General features: G+C 42.7%; 21 protein-coding genes. 16 read left to right on the forward strand and 5 right to left on the reverse strand.

What is annotated here, in order from left to right:
• Positions 1–88: 88 nt before the first annotated feature.
• Genes H2O73_RS15685 through H2O73_RS15700 form a run of 4 tightly spaced genes read left to right on the forward strand, consistent with a single transcriptional unit; the run spans position 89 to position 5,634 of the window.
• Positions 89–1,906 carry an extracellular solute-binding protein gene (locus H2O73_RS15685; RefSeq protein ID WP_182109829.1) on the forward strand — a complete coding sequence of 606 codons (1,818 nt, stop codon included), beginning with the start codon at positions 89–91 and terminating at the stop codon, positions 1,904–1,906.
• A gap of 10 nt (positions 1,907–1,916) precedes the next feature.
• Positions 1,917–3,005 carry a microcin C ABC transporter permease YejB gene (locus tag H2O73_RS15690; RefSeq protein ID WP_182109831.1) on the forward strand — a complete coding sequence of 363 codons (1,089 nt, stop codon included), beginning with the start codon at positions 1,917–1,919 and terminating at the stop codon, positions 3,003–3,005.
• Positions 3,005–4,045: an ABC transporter permease gene (locus H2O73_RS15695; RefSeq protein ID WP_182109833.1), complete on the forward strand. Its 1,041-nt coding sequence runs from the start codon at positions 3,005–3,007 to the stop codon at positions 4,043–4,045. Before H2O73_RS15690 ends, H2O73_RS15695 begins: the two co-directional genes overlap by 1 nt.
• Positions 4,046–4,047: 2 nt before the next feature.
• Positions 4,048–5,634 (forward strand): ABC transporter ATP-binding protein, encoded by a 1,587-nt coding sequence (locus H2O73_RS15700; protein WP_182109835.1) that lies wholly within the window; start codon positions 4,048–4,050, stop codon positions 5,632–5,634.
• Positions 5,635–5,651: 17 nt separating this feature from the next.
• Here H2O73_RS15700 and H2O73_RS15705 read toward each other — a convergent pair whose 3' ends face one another.
• The gene (locus H2O73_RS15705; protein WP_182109837.1) at positions 5,652–7,430 is read right to left on the reverse strand and encodes an EAL domain-containing protein; all 1,779 of its coding nucleotides are present in this window, start codon (positions 7,428–7,430) and stop codon (positions 5,652–5,654) included.
• A gap of 328 nt (positions 7,431–7,758) precedes the next feature.
• Here H2O73_RS15705 and H2O73_RS15710 point away from each other — a divergent pair, with 328 nt between their 5' ends.
• The 5 genes from H2O73_RS15710 (at position 7,759) to vctC (ending at position 12,142) form a co-directional block, all read left to right on the forward strand.
• Positions 7,759–8,268, forward strand: a complete 510-nt coding sequence (locus H2O73_RS15710) for an RNA-binding S4 domain-containing protein (protein WP_182109839.1) — start codon at positions 7,759–7,761, stop codon at positions 8,266–8,268.
• A 264-nt stretch (positions 8,269–8,532) separates the two neighbouring features.
• Entirely contained in the window at positions 8,533–9,438 is a 906-nt protein-coding gene (locus H2O73_RS15715) for a siderophore ABC transporter substrate-binding protein (protein WP_281364239.1), read from the forward strand.
• Positions 9,439–9,503: 65 nt separating this feature from the next.
• On the forward strand, positions 9,504–10,439 hold the full coding sequence (gene vctD / locus H2O73_RS15720; protein ID WP_182109842.1) for an iron chelate uptake ABC transporter permease subunit VctD: 936 nt from the start codon (positions 9,504–9,506) through the stop codon (positions 10,437–10,439).
• Complete coding sequence (vctG, locus tag H2O73_RS15725; protein ID WP_182109844.1) at positions 10,429–11,379, forward strand: iron chelate uptake ABC transporter permease subunit VctG; 951 nt, start codon at positions 10,429–10,431, stop codon at positions 11,377–11,379. The genes vctD and vctG overlap by 11 nt, the downstream gene beginning before the upstream one ends.
• 7 nt (positions 11,380–11,386) lie before the next feature.
• A complete protein-coding gene (gene vctC, locus H2O73_RS15730; RefSeq protein WP_182109846.1) occupies positions 11,387–12,142 on the forward strand; it encodes an iron chelate ABC transporter ATP-binding protein VctC in 756 nt (251 codons plus the stop codon).
• Between the two features lie 142 nt (positions 12,143–12,284).
• Here the strand turns inward: vctC and cueR are convergent, their stop codons facing one another.
• Positions 12,285–12,671, reverse strand: a complete 387-nt coding sequence (gene cueR, locus H2O73_RS15735; RefSeq protein WP_182109848.1) for a Cu(I)-responsive transcriptional regulator — start codon at positions 12,669–12,671, stop codon at positions 12,285–12,287.
• 456 nt (positions 12,672–13,127) lie between these two features.
• Between cueR and H2O73_RS15740 the strand changes: the two genes are divergently transcribed.
• Positions 13,128–14,321, forward strand: a complete 1,194-nt coding sequence (locus tag H2O73_RS15740; protein WP_182109850.1) for an acetate/propionate family kinase — start codon at positions 13,128–13,130, stop codon at positions 14,319–14,321.
• Between the two features lie 150 nt (positions 14,322–14,471).
• On the opposite strand, the gene H2O73_RS15745 is transcribed toward H2O73_RS15740, so the two are convergent.
• Positions 14,472–15,581 (reverse strand): GGDEF domain-containing protein, encoded by a 1,110-nt coding sequence (locus H2O73_RS15745; RefSeq protein WP_182109852.1) that lies wholly within the window; start codon positions 15,579–15,581, stop codon positions 14,472–14,474.
• A gap of 616 nt (positions 15,582–16,197) precedes the next feature.
• On the opposite strand from H2O73_RS15745, the gene ectA reads away from it, so the two are divergent.
• The 6 genes from ectA (at position 16,198) to H2O73_RS15775 (ending at position 22,944) form a co-directional block, all read left to right on the forward strand.
• Positions 16,198–16,731, forward strand: a complete 534-nt coding sequence (ectA, locus tag H2O73_RS15750) for a diaminobutyrate acetyltransferase (RefSeq protein WP_182109854.1) — start codon at positions 16,198–16,200, stop codon at positions 16,729–16,731.
• A 34-nt stretch (positions 16,732–16,765) separates the two neighbouring features.
• A complete protein-coding gene (gene ectB / locus H2O73_RS15755) occupies positions 16,766–18,034 on the forward strand; it encodes a diaminobutyrate--2-oxoglutarate transaminase (RefSeq protein ID WP_182109856.1) in 1,269 nt (422 codons plus the stop codon).
• Between the two features lie 14 nt (positions 18,035–18,048).
• Positions 18,049–18,435: an ectoine synthase gene (locus H2O73_RS15760; protein WP_182109858.1), complete on the forward strand. Its 387-nt coding sequence runs from the start codon at positions 18,049–18,051 to the stop codon at positions 18,433–18,435.
• 77 nt (positions 18,436–18,512) lie between these two features.
• Complete coding sequence (locus H2O73_RS15765) at positions 18,513–19,946, forward strand: aspartate kinase (RefSeq protein ID WP_182109860.1); 1,434 nt, start codon at positions 18,513–18,515, stop codon at positions 19,944–19,946.
• A gap of 360 nt (positions 19,947–20,306) precedes the next feature.
• A complete protein-coding gene (yfcC, locus tag H2O73_RS15770) occupies positions 20,307–21,839 on the forward strand; it encodes a putative basic amino acid antiporter YfcC (protein ID WP_182109862.1) in 1,533 nt (510 codons plus the stop codon).
• 109 nt (positions 21,840–21,948) lie between these two features.
• Positions 21,949–22,944, forward strand: coding sequence for a succinylglutamate desuccinylase/aspartoacylase family protein (locus tag H2O73_RS15775; RefSeq protein ID WP_182109864.1), 996 nt, complete (start codon positions 21,949–21,951; stop codon positions 22,942–22,944).
• A 71-nt stretch (positions 22,945–23,015) separates the two neighbouring features.
• Here H2O73_RS15775 and H2O73_RS15780 read toward each other — a convergent pair whose 3' ends face one another.
• A complete protein-coding gene (locus H2O73_RS15780; protein ID WP_182109866.1) occupies positions 23,016–23,786 on the reverse strand; it encodes a slipin family protein in 771 nt (256 codons plus the stop codon).
• Positions 23,787–23,795: 9 nt separating this feature from the next.
• A complete protein-coding gene (locus H2O73_RS15785; RefSeq protein ID WP_182109868.1) occupies positions 23,796–25,172 on the reverse strand; it encodes an NfeD family protein in 1,377 nt (458 codons plus the stop codon).
• Positions 25,173–25,264 lie beyond the last annotated feature (92 nt).

Below are 25,264 nucleotides of genomic sequence, written 5' to 3' on the forward strand. Positions count from 1 at the left end.
TATGATTTATGTCCGAACGGATTTTTCAGTATATACTTACTCAAGTAATTGAATTATAAAAATAGAATAAAATGCTAAGGGAGTAGCTATGGGGATTTTTCAACGCCTAGTGATAGGAAGCGTATTATCGCTTGTCAGTTCAACCGCACTTTCAGCCGTTATTGAAAGCACCTCTCTTGTTGGGTTTGGTACTGCCAAATACCCCGACAACTTTACCCATTTTGATTATGTGAATCCTAACGCGCCAAAATTTGGCAAGATCACTTATGGGGTGGTTGGTACTTACGATAACTTCAATCGTTTTGCATCGCGTGGTGTATCAGCCCAAGGCGCCGGTGAGCTCTACGATACGCTCATGTTTAGCCCAAGTGATGAGATTGACGCCTATTACCCTCTAATTGCGCAAAAAGTGCGATACTCTGATGATTATTCGTGGATGGAAGTGGAGATCAACCCCAAAGCGCGCTTCCATGATGGGCAACCAATTACGGCACACGACGTTGCATTTAGTTTTGAGAAATTCATGACAGAGGGCGTTCCCCAATACCGTGTTTATTATCAAGATATTCAATCCGTCACTGCAAAAAGTGACCATCTAGTTCGCATTGAAATGGCGAAACTGAATCGTGAGAAATTGTTTAGTTTTGCTCAATCTACTCGAGTCCTACCTAAGCATTTTTGGCAAGATAAGAACTTTTCAGAGCCTTTGTCTCAGCCACCAGTCGGTAGCTCCGCTTATCAGATCACAGACTTTAAAGTGGGGCAAAGCGTTACCTATTCACTGGTTGAAGATTACTGGGCAAAAGACCTACCTGTGAACATAGGTCGACACAATTTCGAGCAAACACAATACGATTATTACCGAGACGATACGGTAATGCTTGAAGCGTTTAAAGCGGGCGAATTTGATTTCCGTTTGGAGACGTCGGCTAAGTTTTGGGCGAATTCCTATACCGGACAAAACTTTGACAAAGGCTTTATCGTTAAAGAAGAAATACAACACCATAAGCCTGAATCGACCCAAGCATTCGTCTTCAATACTCAACGCGAGTTCTTCAAAGATCCTAAAGTGCGAGAAGCGCTTAACTATGCGATGGATTTTGAATGGATGAACAGCAATATGTTCTATGGTCAGTATTCGCGTACCCGCAGTTACTTTCAAAATACAGATTATGAAGCACTGGGCTTGCCTGATGAACAAGAAACCAACATTTTAAATCAGTATAAAGACCAAATTCCTGCGCGAGTCTTTACTGATGAGTACCAGCCACCTGTTACTGATGGTTCAGGGCGTATTCGTACGCAAATGCGCAGTGCATTTAAATTACTTAAAGAAGCTGGGTGGGAACTAAACAATAAAGTGATGACCAATGTAGAGACGGGGCAACCTCTTGCATTTGAGTTTTTAGTTTATAGCCCAACGACAGAGCGTATTGCCATTCCTATGCAGAAGAACTTAAAACGCATGGGTATCGCGATGAAAATTCGTACGGTAGATACGACCCAATATATTAAGCGTCTACGTGACCGTGATTTCGACATGCTTTCGTCACCGTATTCCGCTAATCCGTATCCTAGCCCGAACTTGATGATTATCTGGAACTCCAATTACATGGATTCAACCTACAATACCGCAGGGGTCAATAACCCAGTGGTGGATGCACTCACGGAAGAAATCGTTAAGAATCAGCAGAATCCAGAGAAGCTATTGCCATTAGGTCGTGCCTTAGATCGGGTATTGCAGTGGAATTTCTATATCATTCCACAATGGCATATTGGTAAATACCGTGTCGCAATGTGGGATAAGTTTGAACGTCCAGAGGTAATGCCAACTTATGAGCTGGGGATTGATACATGGTGGATATCGCAAGACAAAACGCACCTGTTACCTGAAAAACGCCGTTAAAGAGGGATAAATGGCTGCTTATATATTTCGTCGTTTGCTTCTGGTTATTCCCACATTATGGGCAATAATCACGATCAACTTTTTTATCATTCAAATTGCTCCGGGTGGTCCGGTAGAGCAGGCTATTGCACAAATTGAAGGTCAATCTTCAGGTATCATGGAACGCTTTTCCGGCGGTGGTACAGAAGTTGAGTTGGAAATTTCAAAAGAGGCAAACTCGACAGGTTATAAAGGCTCTCGAGGGCTAGACCCTGAAGTCGTTGAAGAGATCAAAAAGCAGTTTGGATTTGATAAGCCGCTCCACGAACGCTACTTCGATATGCTGAAAAACTATGCCACGTTTAACTTTGGTGAGAGCCTATTTAAAGGTGGCAATGTCATTGATTTAATCGTTGAAAGATTGCCTGTTTCCATCTCTCTTGGGCTCTGGAGCACTTTGATTATCTACTTAATTTCGATTCCTCTTGGCATCATGAAGGCGATTCATCATGGCTCCCGATTTGATATTTGGTCGAGTGCTTTGGTGATCGTCGGTTACGCCATTCCCGGGTTTCTCTTTGCCATTATTCTGATCATTTTGTTTGCGAGTGGTAACTATTTTAGCTGGTTCCCTTTACGTGGTTTAGTTTCGAGTAATTTTGAACAGTTGACTTGGTATCAACAAATTATTGATTATTTTTGGCACTTGGCTTTGCCTATTTTTGCCATGGTGATCGGTGGTTTTGCCACATTGAGTATGTTAACCAAAAACTCTTTCCTAGATGAAATCAATAAGCAATATGTGGTGACGGCACGCGCGAAAGGCTTGGATGAGCGAAGCATTCTTTATCGCCATGTTTTTCGTAACGCCATGTTGATCATTATTGCGGGCTTCCCTAGTGCTTTCATCAGTATATTTTTTACTGGTTCAATGCTCATTGAAGTGATGTTTTCCCTTGAAGGCATTGGTTTACTTGGCTTTGAATCAACCATTCAGCGTGATTATCCCGTGGTGTTTAGTTCACTATATATCATGACGTTACTGGGCTTAATATTGAGCATTATTTCTGATCTGACCTACACATGGGTTGATCCTCGTATTGATTTTGAGGCCCGTTAATGGTTAAAAAAACGAAAATGCGCAACCCTTTGAATCAAGCTCGATGGGCGCGTTTTAAATCTAATAAACGTGGTTTCTTCTCACTTTGGTTGTTCTCGATACTGTTTATTTTCAGTCTGTTTGCTGAATTTGTTGCCAATGATAAACCACTGCTGATTCACTATGAGCAGCAATGGTATATGCCAGTATTTCACCAATATACTGAAACAGAGTTTGGCGGTGAATTTGAAACCGAAGCGGACTATACCGACCCATATGTCATTGAGTTGATAGAAGAGAGCGGCTCTATCTATTGGCCTCTGATCCGCTTTAGTTACGATACGATCAATTACAACGTTGTTGGTGCCGTACCTTCGGCACCTGACGCCGTTAACTGGCTTGGCACGGATGACAAAGGGCGTGATGTACTGGCGCGTATTATCTATGGCTTTCGTATCTCGGTTATTTTTGGTTTTGTGCTCACCATTGTGTCCAGTGTGATTGGCGTTGTTGTGGGGGCAACACAGGGCTACTACGGCGGTTGGCTTGATTTGCTTGGGCAACGCTTTATTGAGGTTTGGTCGGGCATGCCGACGTTGTTTTTGCTGATCATCCTATCCAGCTTTGTTGAGCCGAATTTTTGGTGGTTACTTGGCATTATGGTGCTGTTTAGCTGGATGAGCCTAGTGGGTATTGTCCGAGCTGAGTTTCTGCGCTGTCGTAACTTTGATTATGTTCGCGCTGCTCAGGCGATGGGTGTTGATGATAAGCGTATCATGCTGCGTCATATGCTACCTAACGCCATGGTGGCGTCGTTGACTATGATGCCATTCATTCTTTCCGGTTCGGTGACCACGCTAACATCGTTAGATTTTCTTGGTTTTGGCTTGCCTGCGGGTTCACCGTCATTGGGCGAGCTATTGGCGCAAGGTAAAGCGAACTTACAAGCCCCATGGCTGGGTATTTCTGCTTTCGTTGTGTTGTCTCTGATGCTGACACTGCTTGTCTTTGTCGGCGAAGCTGTGCGCGATGCGTTTGATCCACACCAACAGGGTAAATAATCATGTCAGACAACTTATTATCGATTGATTCTTTGTCCGTTGGTTTTGGTCGAACAAAGGATTTAGAACAAGTCACTTTTGATGTATCGCTTGATATTAAGCGTGGTGAAACATTAGCGTTGGTCGGTGAGAGTGGGTCGGGTAAATCGGTCACTGCCAATGCCATTTTGAAGCTGTTGCCACGAGGATCGGCGCATTACCTTAACGGTCACATTCAGTTTGATGGCATTGATATGTTGGCATGTACAGAGCGTCGGTTGCGTGGCATACGCGGGGCGCGAATAGGCATGATTTTCCAGGAACCTATGGTATCGCTTAACCCATTACATAAAATCGGTAAGCAATTGGTGGAGATTGTCGGTATTCATCGAGGCTTACGCCAACGGAAAGCAGAGGCGCTGGCAATTGAATGGCTTAAGAAGGTTGGTATTCGGCAGCCTGAAGCTAAGATCAACGCTTACCCACATGAATTATCTGGTGGTGAGCGCCAGCGCGTTATGATTGCGATGGCGTTAATTAATGAGCCTGAATTGCTGATTGCCGATGAGCCGACGACGGCACTTGATGTTTCAGTACAAGCGCAGATTTTAGATTTACTTAAGTCGCTACAAAAAGAGTTGGGCATGGCAATGCTCTTTATTACTCATGACCTCAGTATTGTGCGCCGGATTGCCGATAGGGTAGCGGTAATGCGCAACGGTGAACTAGTTGAAGTGGGTGAATGCCGGCAAGTGTTTACGCAACCGAATCACCCCTATACCAAACAATTGATTGATTCTGATCCGAAAGGTTTGCCGGTCGAAGTCGAGCCTGATTCGCCGCCATTGTTGAGTGTTGAGCAGTTAAGAGTATGGTTTCCAATCACTGGTGGCTTATTTAAACGTGTGGTTTCGCATGTAAAAGCGGTGACGGATATGGGCTTTGAGCTCAAGCGAGGGTATTCGATTGGGCTGGTGGGCGAGAGTGGTTCAGGTAAATCGACCACTGGCATGGCGATCCTTCGTTTAGTCAATTCTCACGGTTCGATCAGCTATCAAGGTAATGAATTGCAAGGCTTGGACCGACAAGCAATGCTGCCTTATCGCAATAAAATGCAGGTGGTATTCCAAGACCCGTTTTCGGCGTTAAATCCTCGAATGTCGGTCGCACAAGTGATTGGTGAAGGTCTGCAAGTACACACACAAATGAGTGACAAAGAGGTAGATGCGGCGATTGTTAAGGTGATGCTAGAAGTCGACTTGGACCCTGAAACACGTTTCCGTTACCCTAATGAATTTTCGGGTGGTCAGCGACAACGTATTGCGATTGCGAGAGCCTTGGTACTTAAGCCAGAGTTTATACTACTGGATGAACCTACTTCATCACTTGACCGAACGGTACAAGCGCAGATCTTGCAGCTATTGAAGTCTCTACAAGCCAAATATGGTTTAACATATTTGTTTATCAGCCACGATCTGAACGTGGTGAAATCGCTTTGTCATTACACCATCGTGATGCGCAATGGCGAAATTGTCGAACAAGGTGAAACCCAGAAATTATTTAGCCAACCAAACCAAAGTTACACCCAAGAGTTGGTGGCGCTTTCTTAACTTGAACACGAGTTGAATTAAACCTGAGTTATATAGCTAGCGCTGGCTAAAGATAGCGGTTTGCTAAACCAGAACCCTTGCAAATAGTTGACGCCGATTGCAGTGAATTTTCGCTGCATATCTGCGCTCTCTATCCCTTCTATAACCACATCGACCTGATTTGATTGGCACAAATTAACAATAAATTGTAGGTACTCGAATGTGGATGGATTCTCTAACGCTCGCCACGCCATACTTTTATCAACCTTGATCTGCTTTAATGGTAAGTCAAAAAAGCTGTTGATAGAGCTGTAGCCTGAACCAAAATCATCAAGCGATAGGCAAAAACCAAATTGATTGAGGCGGCACAGCTGTGATACCGCGTTTTTATTCCCATCAAGAATGACGGTTTCTGTTAGCTCCAACACGATCTGATCGGGTTCGATTTGATAGTGTTCAGCTAGCTTTTTGGCTTGCTCTGGAAACTGGCTGTTGAGCAACTGTAGGACTGAAACATTAATATTAACGCGGACTTTGCTGTTGTGTTGCTGTTGGTAATGTTGGATAAATTTGCACGCTTTACGAAAAACTAAATAGCCGAGTTCGATAATCAAACCATTTTTTTCGGCAACGGGAATGAATTCATCAGGAAAGATCTGCCCTAATTGCTTATCTTTCCAACGCACTAAAGCCTCAAAACTGGCAATCTTATTGGAGTTGGCATCAATGATTGGTTGAAAGCGAACGCTAAGCGCTTCGTTTTTAACCGCTCGCGATAACTCTCGTTCAATATAGAAATGACGGTCGACATTTTTTTGTGTTTTATCGTGATAGATGGCTAATCGATTATCTTGTTTTTCACGCGCAAACTGACAAGTACGGAACGCTATTTTTAGTATTTCGTCGCTGGATTGATTCGGATAGAAGTTTGGGTAGATACCAAGACTGATGTCGTTACCCCATAGCGAACCATTTGCTTCAATCGATTTTTGATAGGTCGAAAGGATTTGCTTGCCTAATGTTTCAATTTCTTCAGCGGTGTATTCGCCTTTGACCAAGATAGCGAAATCATCGGAGCGTATGCGATAAATATCAATAAAGGTGTCTGGCAAACTACTAAGGGATGTTAGTAGGTGCGCCATGAGTTCATGTAACGTGTGGGCGCCAAATAGAGATAAATAAGTGCGAATGTCTTCGAGATGAGCGTAGATAAGTGAATAGGATGGTCCGTTTTTTTTGCAACGCTTTTTGATATCAACCGCGAGTTTCTGGGCGTTAGCAAGCCCTGAGGCACCATCTTGGAACGCTGTTTGATGAATGTAGGTTTCCATTAGCTTGGCATCGGAAATGTCGCTGTGCAGCCCTACAATAAACTTTTTGCCATCAATCGTTTTGGTAATACCTGTGGCTTCGACCCAGATATATTGCCCAGCTTTGTTTCGCACTCTGTACTGAACTGAATCACGGTTGTTCTCTGTCAGTATGTGTTGTGCGACGCTGGTCTTTAGCAAACTACGGTCAAACGGGTGGACTTTTTCTAGCCATTGTTCGAAAGGAATATGTCCGCTTTCAATATCAAATTGCTGATAGAAAGAAGGATTATAGAAAAAAATATGGTCAGTACCCGTCATGTAAAACAAACCATCATTGAGTACATCGAAAATGTACTTGAAATGGTTGTTCATGATGAGATCGAGCTGCGCACCAGATAAAGGAGCAGGACGCTCGCTATGGGCGTCAGAACTCTCTTCTATTTCATGATAGAGCTCGAGTTCTAAATCTAGATGCGGATAGAGAGTAACGATATTTTCGGACATTTTTTAGAAACACCTGGTTCACCTCTGCGAACGACGCACTAAACGCGATCGAGACTAGGTACAACACTTCCATTAGGCTACTGGTTTTACATTATTACTGAACATAATGCTATAAAACATTCATTAAATTGACTAATCAATATCAGTTAAGCATTTGAATGTGATATTAATAACCAATTCAAATCGAATTTTGCGATCGATTGATACAGATCTTTTTTGCCCTTAGATTTTTTGTAGAGAGAGATTGCTGGTGTTAATTGCCAAATAAAGAGCTTGAGAGTATGACAAAGACAAGGCAGACTCGACGTTTTCAAGTAGAGGTAAGCAGATGTCAGACTACAACCAACCTGACGATTGGGAAGATCAAGGCGAAGAAATTGAGATAGAAGCGATTGGTATTGATGTATCGTCTCAGCCTATCGAACTATATAAAGTATTTAAAATTGCCAATTTAGTCAGTGGTGGCGGAGAGGCAAAGCATGTTATCTCTGAAGGTTATGTCGCGGTTAATGGTGAATTAGAAACTCGCAAACGTCGGAAAATGTACGATGGTGATTTCTTTGAGTTTAACCAAGAATACTATGTTGTAGTGTGTGACGCTCCGGTCTCTGAACCTAAAGAGAAAGAAGTGGCGCCAAGCAAGCCTGAAGCGAAACCGCAGACTAAGGCGGCTAAAAAGCCGAGTAAAAAAGAAAAGCCAGCTAAAGCGGATAAACCAGCTAAGTCTTCAAAGAACTCTGCGCCAGCGAAAAGTTCGAAATCCGTTGAAAAAGGGAAAACTGATAATACGCCAAAACCAAGTAAAACCAATGGTCGTGGCAGCATCGATTTTTTCTAATTGTTGATTGCACTAGACTAACACGAAAGTAAACGGCATCGCGGCTAAATGCGGTGCCTTTCTCCTCCATTTATCCTCGCAGGCTGTGCTGCTTAATAAACTCTTCTATCTCATATTGCTTACCTTAACGTTTTCCAACCTTCTACGATTGATCTCAATAGCGCGCTTACCAATTCATTAACTAATGTAAAAAACGTAAAGAAGCGATGACTTAACTCTAAATCTAAATGATAATGCATTGCATTAGTAATTATGGAGTTGGATATGAAAGCATCTGTTTTGGGCTTATTAACAGGTTTAGTCGCATTTTCTGTAAACGCAGAGATGATTGAAGTTAAACACCAAAAGGGCATCACTAAACTAGAGTCCAACCCTGAGCGTGTAGTGGTGATCGGTGTTGGGGCATTGGATGCGGCGGTGACTTTAGGCGTTGAACCTGTGGCGATTTCAACCGTTAGTATGTTCCCAGATTATCTTGCTCAATATCGTGATTATAAGTTTGTTTCCGCGGGTAGCTTATCCGAGCCAAACTTTGAAACCATTTACACCCAAAAGCCTGATTTGATCATCATTGGTCCTCGTGCCGTCAAGCAATATGACGAGTTGAGCAAAATTGCACCGACGATTGTTTTCGCCGCAGATGATAAAAAAGGTTACTGGCAGAGCACGCAACAACAATGGCGAAACTTGGGTAAAGTGTTTGACAAGACAGAGTTTGTTGAGGAAAAAATCGCCGCATTGGATAAAGATTTTAAGGCGATCCGTGCCTACAACCAAAGCCAAAATGTAGATGCTCTAACTGTGATGAGCTCAGGCGGCAACATTACCGCATTTGGTGCTGACTCACGCTTCTCTGCGATTTACCAAGATTTTGGATTTAAGCCTACGGTACAAAACATTCAGGCGAAAAGGCATGGGGATTTGGTGTCGTATGAGTTTATTCGAGAAATCGACCCATCAACATTGCTTATTGTTGATAAAGATAGCTTAGTCAACAAAGGTGAAAGCACGGTGAAACGTGATTTTGAAAATGATTTAGTTAAAGCCACCAAAGCATATCAAAACAAGCAAATGGCTTATCTAGATATCAATGCCTGGTACTTGGCAATCTCAGGTATTCAAGCGACTGAAAAAATGATCAACGATGTTAAGTCATCGATTAGAAAATAAAAATAATTATATTGTTTGCCCAAACAATGAATTTTGTTTGGGCTTTTTTGCGTTAGAGGCATGCTGTGAAGAAGTTACTTCCGATACTGATTTTACTCAGTATTGGTTCATTATTTGTTGGGGTTAGTAAGCTAAGTCCGTTGACTTTGCTTGCGGGAGATGCTGCGAGCTGGCATTTGTTGTTCACTAGTCGTATTCCGAGGCTAGTCGCGGTATTACTTTCGGGTGCAGGGTTAAGTATTGCGGGCTTAATCATGCAGCAAATCAGTCAAAACCGCTTTGCCGCACCTTCTACATCGGGCACGATTGAGTGTGCAATGCTGGGTTATATATTGAGCCTTGTCTTCTTTGGCACACAGCAAATCTGGTTAATCTTTTTAGTATCCGTTCTAGGTACGTTGTTATTTGTGCAGTTTATTAATCGTGTTCAGTTTAAGAACGCTATTTTTGTACCGTTAATTGGCATCATTTTCGGCAATGTGGTCGATTCACTCGCGACGTTTATTGCCTATAAGTATGATGCGCTACAAAACCTCTCAGGATGGACGGTAGCGAACTTTGCAAACTTACTGCAAGGTGACTATGAACTGCTCTATATCGCCATTCCTATTGCGATTTTTAGCTACTTATACGCGACGCGAATCTCTGCGGTCGGGCTAGGTAGAGACTTTGCAATCAATCTGGGTTTGAACTACCAACACGTACTGGTAGTTGGGGTGATGCTAGTTTCAATTATGGCCGCCAGTGTGGTGATGATTGTTGGTCAACTTCCATTTCTTGGGTTGATAGTTCCTAACCTTGTCAGTCAGTTTTATGGTGACAATTTACGCCGAAATATCCCACTTACCGCCATATTGGGTGCCTTGGTTGTGTTGTGCTGTGACCTTGTTGGGCGTGTGATCATATTCCCATATGAGATCCCAATTTCAATGATTATCAGTATGTTAGGTGGCAGTGTGTTCGTGTTCTTCATCCTGCGAGGTCAAAAACATGCAGGATAGAAGTAAACTTGCGGCTCTCTTGGTCATCGCTTTGTTATTTGCCGGATTGTTTATCGGTATTGGTTTAAACGCCGATAATTATCAATACTTCTTGTCCCGCAGAGTGCCAAAAGTGCTAGCAATGATATTGGCTGGCGTCGCGATTGGTCAATCGGCTTTGGTGTTCCAAACCATTACCAATAATCGTATTTTGACACCAAGTATCATGGGTTTCGATGCCTTGTATATGTTTACCCAGACGTTAGTGGTTGTGTTGTTCGGTAGCATGAGCAGTTACGTGCTTAATGACTATTTGAATTTTTCAGTCTCAGTCGCCGTCATGCTGGCGTTTTCGATGTTGCTGTTCAGCTTTTACTTTAAGAGTAGTAAGCAAAACTTAATGGTGTTGTTGCTACTTGGGGTCATATTAGGTCAGTTATTTGGCAGTATTTCATCCTTTCTAACCATGCTGATGGATCCGAATGATTTCGCAGCGCTACAAGAAAGCATGTTTGCCAGCTTTAACAATATAAAAGTCGAACTCGTCTACGTATGTGCTCCCTTGTTGCTTGTTATCAGTGCGCTTTTGTTTAGATTAAATCGTGTTTTGGATGTTTTCTGGCTTGATAAAGACAACGCAACAAGTCTTGGCATTGATGTGAAAAAGGTCACCATGCAAGTGTTGGTGCTATCGGCTTGTCTGGTAGCGATTTCAACCGCATTAGTTGGCCCGATAATGTTTTTTGGTCTGTTGGTTACCAACCTTACCCGCGAAATGCTGCGTAGCTACCAGCATAGAGTTCTGTTACTGGGTGTTTCATTGCTGTCGGTAAGCTCGTTGCTTGCTGGGCAGTGGGTAGTAGAAAATCTGTTTGGCTTCTCGACGACGTTAAGTGTCGTTATCAATTTTATTGGCGGCATTTACTTCTTATCAATGCTGCTGAGAAATAAAATCGTTTAGGATCATTATGATTAAGTTAGAAAACCTAACCAAATATTTTGGCCAGTCTGCAGTCGTCAAAAAGGCGAGTGCCGAGTTTGAAAAAGGCAAAGTGACATCGATTATTGGTCCTAATGGTGCGGGGAAAAGTACCTTATTGTCGATGGCGAGCCGCTTAGTCGGTAAAGACGAAGGGCAAGTCTTTATCGACTGTAAAGAGATTGCTGAGTGGGATAGTAAAGAGTTGGCGAAACGCCTTGCGGTACTGCGCCAAGCAAACTCAATCACCATGCGCTTTACGGTGCGTGAAATGATTTCTTTTGGTCGCTTTCCCTACAGCCAAGGTAAACTAACAGAACAAGACCAAATTATTATAAATCAGGCGATTGAGTATCTTGATCTCGTGGCAATTCAGCATAAGTATCTCGATGAGCTCAGTGGTGGTCAACGTCAATTGGCGTTTATTGCCATGGTTATTGCGCAAGACACCGATTATGTCTTTTTGGATGAGCCATTGAATAATCTCGATATCAAGCACTCTTTGCAAATCATGCGCAATGTGGGGCGACTAGCGCGAGAAATGAACAAAGCAGTGGTCGTGGTCATTCATGACATCAATTTTGCGGCGTGCTATTCCGATAAGATCATCGCACTAAAAAAAGGTCAGATCGTGGTTCAAGGGGATGTGGAGTCTGTAATTCAAGCTGATGTTTTAGAAAGTATTTATGAAACGCCATTTAATATCATAGAAAGAGATGGCAAACGTATGTGTACCTATTACTAAGGGTCTACAAGCTTCCCTGTCACTATGCGTTTCCTATTCGCAGAAACAGAGAAGCTTTGTTCGAAAATTGTCATAGACACTGAATTTTTCTGGATTCTACCGAACTTATTAATATTGGTCGTTGTTCCAATTACGCCTTGTGTCACTTCGTCAGGTCTTCGATAATTGGGCATTTACTGTCCGAGTTGCCTGGGCATGCGCTAACCCATTGTTGAAGTTGGCGCTCGATCTCACGCAATTGCTTTATTTTCACTTCAACTTCTTTCAGTTTTTCTTCTGCTCTAGCCTTAACTTCACTGCTTTTTCTCGCCGGATTTTGTGCGAGTTGAACAAATTCTTTGCATTCCGCAAGTGAAAACCCTGCATTTTTTGCTCGAGAGATAAGGTTCAATTCCTGCAAATGCTGGCTTGTGTATTCGCGGTAACCAGAATCGCTGCGATGAGGAGGGGTGATAATGCCCTTATCTTCGTACAGTCGGATAGATTTGCTTGATAAGCCAGTTAATGTTGCAACTTCACCAATATTCATGTTTGAGCCTCTTAGTCGTGCTATCGCTAGTTTAACGCGTCTAGGGGCATTTACCTATTTTTGCCCCTGTTACTCAGTGAAATCATTAAAATATTTTGGAATGGAATGAAATTTAGGCAGTGAGTGGTCATTTGGGAACAGATTTAAATGTGTGATCTGGTCGACAAGAATGACTGTGAATTTATTCTATGCATTGTTGTACGTGCTCTGGGCTGAAGTGGGGTAGAATAGGCTGTAGGCAAATTTATATAGTTCATTATCTTGATAGACCTACCATTTTGATTAATTTCCCACTGCGAAAAAAATCGAATATTGCTCTAGATCAACAAACAAACGTTTCTCTTGGTCTAAAAATTAAAACAAAGTTGAAAGATTCAAAAAAAATTTGAATAATTAAACTTAATACACAATGGAGCGAAAGCTTCGATAATAAGTATGAAACAGGATACGTACCACATGTCTAATTCGTTTGTATTGGTGATTAACTCAGGTAGTTCTTCATTAAAATTTGCAGTAATCGATTCGCTAACTGGCGACGCGATTGTTAGCGGTTTAGGTGAGTGCTTTGGATTACCGGAAGCCGTCATTAGCTGGAAGTTCAATGGTGAGAAAACCGAAGAGGCGATCTCTGCTCCCGACAATCATCACCAACATGCGATTAACCGCATTGTGGACTTAATTGAATCTCTAGGGTTCACTTCTGATTTGGTTGCTGTCGGTCACCGTATTGTTCACGGCGGTGAGAAGTTTACTTCTACTGTTCGTATCGACGATAAAGTATTAGCTGAAATCGAAAGCCTTTCTGATCTAGCTCCGCTCCACAACCCAGCTGGTGCGATTGGCATTCAAGCAGCTATGGTCGCTTTCCCAAGCTTGCCACAGTTCGCTGTATTCGATACTGCGTTCCACCAAACAATGCCTCAAAAAGCATTCACAGGTGCGATCTCTAACGAGCTATACACGCAATACGGTATTCGTCGCTACGGTTTCCACGGCACTAGCCACTACTTCGTAAGCCGTGAAGCTGCAAAAATGCTTAACAAGCCAGTTGAAGAGTGTAGTTTCATTTCTGTTCACCTAGGTAACGGTGCATCAGTTTGTGCTATCGAAAATGGTGAATCTGTTGATACTTCAATGGGCTTTACTCCACTTTCAGGTCTAATGATGGGCACACGTTGTGGTGACCTTGACCCAGGTATCATTGAGTTCCTATTGAAGAAAGGCTGGAGCCAAGAGCAAGTATTTGAAGCACTAAACAAGAAGTCTGGTTTCCTAGGTGTATCCGGTCTAACTTCTGACGCTCGTGGTGTTCTTGAAGCGATGGAAACGGGTCACGAAGGCGCTAAGCTGGCGTTCGAAGTGTTCACTTACCGTGTCGCTAAATACATTGGTTCTTACCTAATTCCATTAAGCAGCCTTGACGCTGTGATCTTTACTGGTGGTATTGGTGAGAATGCATTACCGATTCGTCGTGAAATTCTGAAAAACCTAAAACTTCTAGGTTTTGTAGAAGATGAAAAGGGCAACGAAGACGCACGCTTTGGTAACGCTGGTGTAATTGCAAAATCTGACATGTTAGGTGCAGTGGCTGTAGTTATTCCAACCAACGAAGAGTTCGTAATCGCTCAGCAGTCAGTAGAACTGCTATAAAAATCTACTCATTTTTGGGAAATAAGTCGAAGCCCCTTCCATTTGGAAGGGGCTTTTCTTTTGTAACAAGCAAAGTTATTACCAACTCGTAGAACATGGTGTTATGAGACGCTTGAGAGCGTTTAAGAGTATGTTGACCTAGTTACTGGTCTAGTGAATGTGCATCTGAGCAAAATCAGACATAAAAAAGCGATCTTTGCCTTCCGATTTGGCGGCATAAAGTGCTTTATCAGCATGTTGGATAAGTTCTATATAGCCGATGTTGTCATTGGCAAGGGTAAATGCACCACCAATACTTACTGTAAGAGGGTGTTCTGGTAAACCATTTGGTTCATGTGCAGTGAGCTTTTTGACATTATCGAGAATCAATTGTGCATTGTAACTAAGCTTGTCACGAGAGATGCCGACAAATGAGAATATAAACTCTTCACCACCATAACGAGCGAGGATGAAATGATCTTCTTTGATAAGATTCGTTAAAAGTTCAGCAACTGCCTTTAAGCAATTATCGCCTTCTAAGTGACCTAGTTTGTCATTTATTGATTTAAAATTATCAAGATCAATCATTAATATGGACAATGACTTGTTCTCTTGCGCAGCAAAATCCCATGCTTCGGTCATATACCTTTCAAGCGATCTTCTATTAAATACTTGTGTTAATGGATCAATAAAGACAAGTTCCTCGAGACGAGCCGTTAAATACTCTAGTTCTCTATTTTTAAGTTCCAACTCATTATTTGCCAAGATTAATTGATCTTGATATTTCGCTCGAACTATATTTTGAGAAATAATAAACCCTAACATTTTTAGAGTGTTAATTTGTGATGGCTGTAAAGGAGAGCCAGACAGTAGGTTATCACATGCAATCCACCCTATTGGGTCCGCGCCATCCCAAAGAGTCACGTAACCGTTCCAACCAATGCCAACATTGCTAAAGTTGTGCAGTAATGCGGTCTTTTTCTGAAAGCCAATATAAGTTCGATTACTGATCATCTCCGACGCAAAGGCGTGCTCGGTAATTGTCGACCTAAAGTAACTTTCATTGACAACATGGCCTTCGGTGTCAGTGCCATAGGTTCCTTGCACTGAATTTTCCCCGGTGATTAGGAATATAGCCATTCTATCGATGTTTAGTTTTACTATTGATTGCTCAACAGCCGTTTTATACATTTCATCATTGGACTTCGCTCGTCCTAATAGGTAAGCGATGTCATGCAAAACATCTATTTGTTTATTGTAATGAGTTTTTATTGTACTCATGAAAATTGACCTAACTGGTTCTTATTTTATTAATTAATTTATATTTTATAAATAAACAGCAAGCTATGTATCTATTTTCATAGCAGGTATAGATTAAATTAATTTCAGGATTTCGTGATATCAATTCAAAAAAATTGAAGTTGAAATGTGCTCTACGTCACTTAATTTCAACGCGTGGAAAGTTTGGAGTTTTATACAGAACCATCGCTTACCTTTTGGTGAAGTTTGCGCGTTCCCACAAAGCAATTGAATCAACATGATTGTATCGAGAAATAGCAGAAAGAAGTGGCTTAACTAACGAATAGCTCTTTGATCGATAGTGATCAATACGGCTTGAACTGGACATTTTTACGGCTTGATAGGTTATTACATCATTTGTGCGTGTTGTCTCATACTCTGTGGCGAAGCCATCAAAGTGGTGTTCAATGACGAATACTGACAACGTGTTTGGATGATTTAGACTTAATTTACGTTAGAGTTCTAACTAAAATTACTTGTGTTATTGCGAGTTGGATCACATTAATAGGGATGGTTGAATCTATTCGTTGATTTTCAGTAACGATAAATGCTCATAATAAATGGAATTTTGATTAGAACTCTAAGGAAAGTTTCTAACATGATTACGATTGAACCTTGGGTTGCTTCACCGGATGCCGAAGCCAACTTAAGTAAAGAATTGATTTTTCGTGAACCCAAAGTTACCGATGGCGACAGTATTTTCAGTTTGATTGCGGCATGCCCGCCACTGGATCTCAACTCATCGTATTGTAACTTTCTTCAGGCAACACACTTTAGCGCAACGTGCGTATTGGTAGAACATAACGGCAAGGTTGGTGGTTTTATTTCAGCCTATAGAAAACCCGATGAAGATGATGTTCTATTTGTATGGCAGGTTGCCGTATCTCCACATTGCCGAGGTCAAGGCCTTGCATACCGCATGCTAAATGCTCTGTTAGACAGGGACCATTTGCAGAATATTAAAGCGATAGAAACCACCATTACTAAGTCAAATAAAGCGTCATGGGCGCTATTTGAAAAATTCGATGCGACCAGAGGAAATCAAGGCGACGTTGATGTTTTTTTAGACCAACACGCGCATTTCAATGGTAAGCACGATACTGAATATCTCTATCGTATCCCCACCAAATAACCTCCAAATCAAATAGGAAATATACGGTCTTATTATGGACATTTTTAACAAGCAAGAATCTAAAGTTCGTTCGTACTCGAATAGTTTTCCAGTTGTGTTTCAAAAAGCAAAAGGTTGCTGGCTAGAAACTGATAATGGTGAGCGTTACTTGGATTTCCTTGCTGGAGCGGGTTCTTTAAATTACGGACACAATAACCCTGTATTGAAGCGAGCATTGCTTGAATATATCGAGATGGATGGCATTACCCATGGTCTTGATATGCATTCTGAAGCAAAAGCGACGTTTTTAAGCGCTTTGAATCAGTACATCCTTGAGCCACGAAAATTGAACTACAAAGTACAATTTACTGGACCTACAGGCACGAATGCGGTTGAAGCTGCGCTTAAATTAGCGAGAAAGGTCAAGGGTCGAAGCAGCGTTGTCGCCTTTACCAATGGTTTTCATGGTTGTACCGCAGGGGCACTTGCCGCGACAGGTAACCAGCATCATCGTCAGGGTGCTCCTGATGGAACGTTAAGTGGTATCACGCGTCTTCCTTTTGAGGGGTATGCTGGCGTTGATGGCTTGGCTCTGTTTGAAACCATGCTAGATGACAACTCTGCGGGAATGGACAAACCCGCTGCTGTTTTGCTGGAAACGGTACAGGGTGAAGGTGGGTTAAACGTTGCTTCTAATCAATGGTTACAGCGTCTAAGTAAGATTTGTAAAGCTCACGATATTCTACTGATAGTGGATGATATACAAGCGGGTTGTGGACGTACTGGCACCTTCTTCAGTTTCGAACCGTCAGGCATCACGCCTGACATCGTAACCCTCTCAAAATCTATTGGTGGATACGGATTACCAATGGCAGTGGTTTTACTTAAACCAGAACTCGATATTTGGAAGCCTGGCGAGCATAACGGCACGTTTCGTGGTAACAACCATGCCTTTATTACAGCCGCAACAGCATTGAAAATATATTGGTCTAACAATGATTTCGAGCAACATATTCAAAATAGCTCGGACAAGGTAGCCAACGTAATTGATAAGTGCGTGAGTCGTTTTCCCCAACTATTTGTCAAGCTGAAAGGGCGAGGCATGATGATTGGTATTGAGTGCCAAAATGGTGCGCTAGCGGGTGATATCGCGAAGGCGTGTTTTGCCAACGGTATGATTATTGAGACGGCAGGACCTAATGATGAGGTGGTTAAGTTCTTCTGTCCGCTCACCATCACAGAATCTGAGCTGGAGCAAGGATTAACGATATTTGAACAAGCTGTAGAAAAAATTGCAGAAAAACACTTCAAAAAAGCATCTTAGGACAAGGAAGTAGCATGATTGTTAGAACGTTGGAAGAGTGTCGTAATAGTGAACGACGTGTAGCATCTGAAACGTGGGAAAGCGTTCGCATGTTGTTGAAAGACGACAATATGGGTTTTTCTTTCCACATCACTACGATTTTCGAGAATACCGAAACGCATATCCATTACCAAAATCATTTGGAATCAGTTTATTGCATGAGTGGTACTGGCGAGATTGAAGTGATTGGTGGTAAAACCTATCAAATTGAACCTGGCACGCTGTATATCCTTGATAAGCACGATGAGCATTATCTACGCGCTTACAAAGATACGCCAATGGTAATGGCGTGTGTATTTAACCCTCCGATTACTGGCGCTGAAATCCATGATGAGAACGGCGTTTACCCGCTTGTTGATTAATCATGCTTAGGTGGGGCGCTTGTCCCGCCTTCTTCTGCGCTCAGCTACCAGCAACTCATTTCGACCAAGGAATTTCCATGACTTATACCGTAGAAAAAATCGGCGGTACTTCTATGTCTGCATTTGATGCAGTGCTAGACAACATCATCCTTCGACCTAAACAGCCTTATAATCGCGTTTTCGTAGTATCCGCTTATGGCGGTATGACCGATGTGTTACTTGAAAATAAGAAAACCAATAAGCCAGGTGTGTATCAGCTCATTGCGAAGCGCGATGACACATGGGGTGAGGCATTGGCGCAAGTTGAAAGGCAGATGTTATTAGTCAATGAGAATATTTTTGCTGATCCGATGAACCGTATGCGCGCTGATAAGTACATTCGCTCTCGTATTGCAGAAGCAAAGAATTGCATTAGCAATATATTAGATACGTGCCGTTATGGGCAGTTCTCCCTGCGTCATTACTTGCCACAGATCAGAGAGTTTTTGTCTTCCATCGGTGAAGTTCACAGTGCTTACAACACGGCGTTAAAGCTTAAAACGATGGGCATTAATTCTAGGTTTGTTGACCTCTCTGGTTGGGACTCAAAACAGCCATTGTCATTGGATGAAACCATTGAACAAGCGTTCGTTGATATTAATGTTGCTCAAGAGCTGCCAATTGTGACGGGTTACGCCTATACCAAAGATGGATTAATGAAAACCTATGATAGAGGCTATAGCGAAATGACCTTCAGCCGAATTGCCTCTATTACGAAAGCAGATTTGGCGGTTATTCATAAAGAGTACCACTTAAGCTCTGCGGACCCTCGAATTGTGGGAACAGATGAAGTATTGCCAATTGGGCGTACTAATTACGATGTTGCGGATCAACTAGCCAGTTTAGGTATGGAGGCGATTCATCCCAATGCGGCGGCAGGTCTAAGACAAAGTGGTATTGAGCTGCAGATCAAAAATACCTTCGAGCCAGAACATCAAGGTACACTTATCTCATCAGATTACAGCCCAGAAACCGATAAGATTGAGATAATTGCAGGCAAAGAGAAGGTATTTGCGTTGCATTTGTTTGACCAAACCATGGTAGGACAAGTAGATAATGTCAGCTACGACCTAATGCAAATTATCGCTGAAGCTCGAGTTAATCTGATCGGTAAGGAGATGAACGCCAACTCGATTACCTATTATCTAGGCGGTAGTGAAGATGCACTGAATAAAGTCTTGTATCGCGCCGAGAAACGTTACCCTAATGCTTCTATTAAAGGAAGAATGGTAGCATTGATTTCGGTCATCGGGTCGCAGATCGATACAAATAAAACCCTAACCAAAGGGGTACTATCTTTAATGGAAGATGAAGTAACGCCAATTGCGGTCCATTCATCGATGCGCAATGTGAATGTCCAATTTGTGGTGACGGACGGTGAGTATCAACAGTCTATCCGAGCTTTGCATAAAGTTTTTTGCAAACAAACAGTTAAAAAAGACAGTGATTTAGTGGTTAAAAAAGTCTGTTAGCTGAAATCGTTAAAGCGCGCTAAATATATTGAAGACAGGTGCCTATGATGGTGCCTGTCTTTTTTTGCAAAACTTCGAAGATTCACTGTACTGATTATTATCGAAAATTGGTGCACTTTTGGTGTACTTAAAGGCGCAGTAATATTGATATATTTTGCTGTGAATTATTAACGTAAGAAAATTGTTATGCAGATTAATATTGCGTCAGATTAATTAACTTAATTTATACGCTTCTGTTTAAATTATGCCCACCATATGCGTCAGTAGTGAATTTATAGTCTAAAACTAACTATTATATTGACTTTTTATGCTGTGTTTTGCGATATTCCACGCATCTTAATTCTTAGTGTTAAAATGGTTATGTCTCATACACATGCACAGCCAACGGATGCGGCTGTAACGAAGAAATCTTGGCAAATGCCAGATACCCTGATCCTAATATTTATTGTTGGTATCTTTGCTGCGATTCTAACTTACTTAATCCCTGCAGGTTCTTTTGATAGCCAGCAGGTGACATACATGGTCGATGGTGCTGAAAAGACACGTACGGTTATTGACCCTAATTCATTTGCTTATGCAACCGATGACAAAGGCGAGCTCGTTTACAATACTGTTAGTCTGTTTGCGTCAGGCGGCGGCATTGGACTGATGAACTTCCCGTTTGAAGGTCTTGTTTCTGGTTCTAAATGGGGCAGTGCGATCGGCGTAATTATGTTTATGCTTGTGATTGGTGGTGCGTTCGGCGTCGTTATGCGCACGGGCACTATCGATAACGGTATTTTACGTTTGATCGATAAAACAAAAGGCAATGAATCGTTATTCATTCCGGTATTGTTCTTACTGTTTTCACTCGGTGGTGCTGTATTTGGTATGGGTGAAGAAGCGGTAGCCTTTGCAATAATCATCGCACCACTTATGGTTCGACTTGGCTACGACGGTATCACAACGGTAATGGTGACTTACATTGCAACCCAGATTGGTTTTGCAACGTCTTGGATGAACCCATTCTCAGTCGCGATTGCTCAAGGTATTGCCGGTGTTCCAGTCCTTTCTGGTATGACTGTGCGTATGTGCCTATGGGCGGGATTCACTCTGCTTGGTATCGGCTTTACTATGGCGTACGCTGCTCGAATCAAAGCAAACCCAGAATTGTCTTACAGCCGCCGTACTGACGCGCATTTCCGCTCACAAGAGCTGTCTGAAACAGCATCTCGTTGGAATCTAGGTGATACGTTAGTTATTTTGACGGTTATTGCTTCAACAGCGTGGGTTGTTTGGGGTGTAGTTGCACACGCTTGGTACATTCCAGAAATTGCATCACAGTTCTTCACAATGGGCTTTGTGGTAGCAATTATCGGTACACTTTTCCGATTAAATGGCATGACGCTAAATGATGCGGCTGGCGCATTCAAAGAAGGTGCGAGTATTATGCTAGCACCAGCATTGTTGGTCGGTTGTGCGAAAGGCGTACTACTACTGCTTGGTGGCGGTTCTTCAGAAGAGCCTAGTGTACTTAACTCGATCCTTAACGGTGCCGGTGGTATGTTGAGTGGTCTACCTGCAGTGGCTTCTGCTTGGTTAATGTACGTGTTCCAATCGGTATTCAACTTCTTCGTGACATCAGGTTCAGGTCAAGCAGCGCTTACTATGCCGCTACTATCACCATTGTCTGATATTGCAGGTGTGACCCGTCAAGTTGCCGTGTTAGCATTCCAGCTTGGTGATGGTTTTACTAACGTAATCGTACCTACTTCAGCACCATTGATGGCGACACTGGGTGTGTGCCGTATCGATTGGGGTGATTGGGCGAAATTCTGCTGGCGCTTCATGTTGGTGTTGTTCGCGATTTCAAGTGTTGTGGTGATTGTTGCTCAGTTGATGGGCTTCTCATAACCGACAAGCGTTATTGAAACGATGGCGAGAGTAAAATCTCGCCATTTTTTATTGCTCTCTATTTTACTTTCCATTGGGATTGCTCAACTGTTCTGGAGAAACCATTTATATGGCGACACAATTCTTAGATGACGTACTTCAAGGTCACCGTGTTATCCAATCATTGGATGTAGCGGACTTACCTGCGGGCGAACATAAATTTATGTTCCAAATCGCAACAAATGCAATTTCGCAGTGGCAGCATTTGCCTGTACTCGTATTTAAAGGCGTGAAACCGGGTAAAAAAATCATCATCACGGCTGGTGTTCATGGTGATGAATACAATGGGGTGCTTGCGGCACAAAAAACGGCACGTGAGTTGGTCAACAAAGAGTTGGCGGGAACAGTGACGATTGTTCCTATGATCAATTTAACCGGTATGCTTAATCATAGCCGAGACTTTTTCTCTGCTGACCCTGACGCTTCGCCATGCAATTTGAATCGTTTTTTCCCGGGGGATGCAAATGGCAATGAAGCAAATCGATTTATTCATACTCTTTGGAATGGTTTGCTAAAAGCGAATGCAGATTTAGCGATTGATCTTCATACACAAACATCTGGTACGGTTTACCCATTGTATGTGTTTGCAGATTTTCGTTTAGAGCAAGCGCTTGAGATGGCGCGTTTGGTAAACCCAGATGCTATTTTGAATGATCCAGGTGATGCCGGTGTTCTTGAGACGGTATGGAACAGTCATAGTATTCCAAGCATTACGATTGAAGTTGGAATGGGGCGCTATACCGAGCAAAACCTGATTGACCGTACTGTGGTCGGCATCTTGAATATTTTAAAACGACATCAAGTATTGACTGGTGATGTCGATGCGATTGAGCCTTGCTTAGAAGGGCAGGACATCGTCAGCATTCGTGCTGAAATCGGTGGTTTTGTCATTCCGCAAGTTGCAATGATGGATAAAGTTGAAAAGCAACAACTTGTCGCGATTCAATACGACAGTTTTGGTGATGAGTTAATGCGTTACTATGCACCAGTTGCAGGCACAGTACTGAGCCACAATATTGAATCAATTCGCGCACCAGGCTCGTTGGTTGTACGTCTGATCAACTAACCATTCCTAAAATGAAGTGTTCAATATTAAATGGTAAAGGTCTAAGCATGCTTAGACCTTTATTTTTTGAGTTATTTGTCATCACTGAGTTTGACTTTGCTTAACTCTGATAGGCTTTCCACTAAGTTCATTGGCATAGGGAAGACAATCGTGGATGTTTTCTCATTGGCGATTTCGGTGAGTGTTTGCATGTAACGCAATTGAAGGGCGTTGGGTGCTTCATTGAGCATTTCTGCCGCTTCTTTTAGTTTACTTGATGCTTCTAACTCCCCAGTAGCGTGAATGACTTTCGCTCGGCGATTACGTTCTGCTTCTGCTTGTCTTGCGAGGGCGCGAACCATGCTTTCGTTCAGGTCAACATGCTTCACTTCGACGGTGGCGATTTTTATCCCCCAATCATCAGTTTGCTGGTCAAGTATCGCTTGCAGGTCTTTATTAAGTCTTTCTCGTTCTGCTAGCAACTCATCAAGCTCGTGCTGACCCAGTACTGATCGTAGTGTGGTTTGCGCCAGTTGACTGGTGGCGTCGTTGTAACTTTCTATGTTGTTGATGGCCATTTGAGGGTCGACCACTCGAAAATAGACCACCGCATTGACGCGCACAGAAACATTGTCGCGGGTGATTAAGTCTTGTGTTGGTACATCTAAAACGATGGTTCTAAGATCAACGCGAACCATTTGTTGAATAAAGGGAATCAAAATAATCAAACCCGGTCCTTTTACTTCTTGAAAGCGCCCAAGGAAAAAAACCACGCCGCGTTCATACTCGCGTAGTACTTTGAAAACTTGGGTCGCAAGAGCCAGTAATAGAACGACTACAACCGCAATAGTATAAAGCATCATAAGCGCCTCCTAGTCATTAGCGCGTTGTCGCTTAACCGTTAAAGTTAAGCCGTGAATTTGTATGACTTCCACCTTGTCTCCCGTATTGAGTGCTTCTTCGTTCTCACTGACGGCAGACCAAAGTGTGCCATTGAGCTGTACTCGTCCTTTCCCATGCATAAAATTGTCAGTGACAGTCGCTATTTTACCCAGCATGGTGGAGACGCCAGTAGTGACCCCTTTTTTGCGTATTCTTAGCAGCAATCCAATGGTTAAAATGATCAGCAGTGCGGAGGTCGCAGCGATACCAAAAATCAACGGCAGTGCAATTTGAAAGTTAGGTAAGTCACTGTCCATAAGAAAGATCGAACCTAAAATGAATGCCACAATGCCCCCAAGGCCTAATATGCCAAAGCTTGGGCTAAAGCCTTCTGCAACCATTAACCCGATTCCGAGCAATAACAATGCTAGACCTGCATAGTTAACAGGCATCATTTGTAGAGCGTACATGGCAAGAAGCAGACAGATGCCCCCCAATACGCCTGGCAAGCCGACGCCGGGGTTGTAGAACTCAAGTAATAGACCGTAAATACCGATCAACATTAAAATATAAGCGACGTTCGGGTTGGTGATGACGGCAAGCATCTCTGCACGCCAGTCAGGGTGCCGTTGTTCAAATATGGGGGTGTCGAATGTAAGAAGTTTTTGGCTATCGTTGAGCGATACGGTTTTGCCATTAATTAAACTCACCAGTTCTTCCGGCGAAGAGGCAATATAGTCAATAACATTCAGAGAGAGCGCTTCAGTAGAGTCAAGACTTGCCGCTTCGCTCACCGCTTTTTCTGCCCACTCAGCGTTTCGACCATGTAATTTGGCTAGCCCTTTTATATACGCTTTCGCATCGTTAATGACTTTTTTTTCCATCGCAGTTTTAGCAGGGACTTTGTCTGAATTTTCAGTTGAATCTTGCGAGGCGGTATCTTTATTATCGGAGTCCGTAGGCGCACTGTCGTTCGGTTTTGTTGGGCTTACACCTCCGAGTTGCACGGGCGTTGCCGCCCCTAAGTTGGTGGCTTCAGCCATTGCGGCTATATGACTTGCCAATAAAATGTAAGTACCAGCACTGGCAGCTCTTGCACCTGAAGGTCCTACCCAAGTAGCAACAGGGATATGAGATGTGGTGATGGCTCGAATGATGTCACGCATAGCGCTATCAAGCCCTCCGGGTGTGTCCGTTTTTAAAATGACAAGGCTTACCCCCGAGTTTTGGGCAAGTTCTATTTCACGGCTAATATAATCACTGGTTGCTGGACCTATCGCGCCTTTAAGCGGCACAATCCAAACTGTTTGAGCGCATACAAAGCTAGAAAACAGGAAAGAAAGACACAATATCCATAACTTTTTCATACAGCCTCCTTATGGAGTGACTGACGCATAGTTAAACACTTTGTTTAAAGTATATACCTAGTTACTTTAACCGGCAGGCTTGTGAAGGATGG

This window comes from Vibrio marinisediminis (assembly GCF_014050145.1).
In the GTDB taxonomy this organism is placed as follows: Bacteria; Pseudomonadota; Gammaproteobacteria; order Enterobacterales; family Vibrionaceae; genus Vibrio; species Vibrio marinisediminis.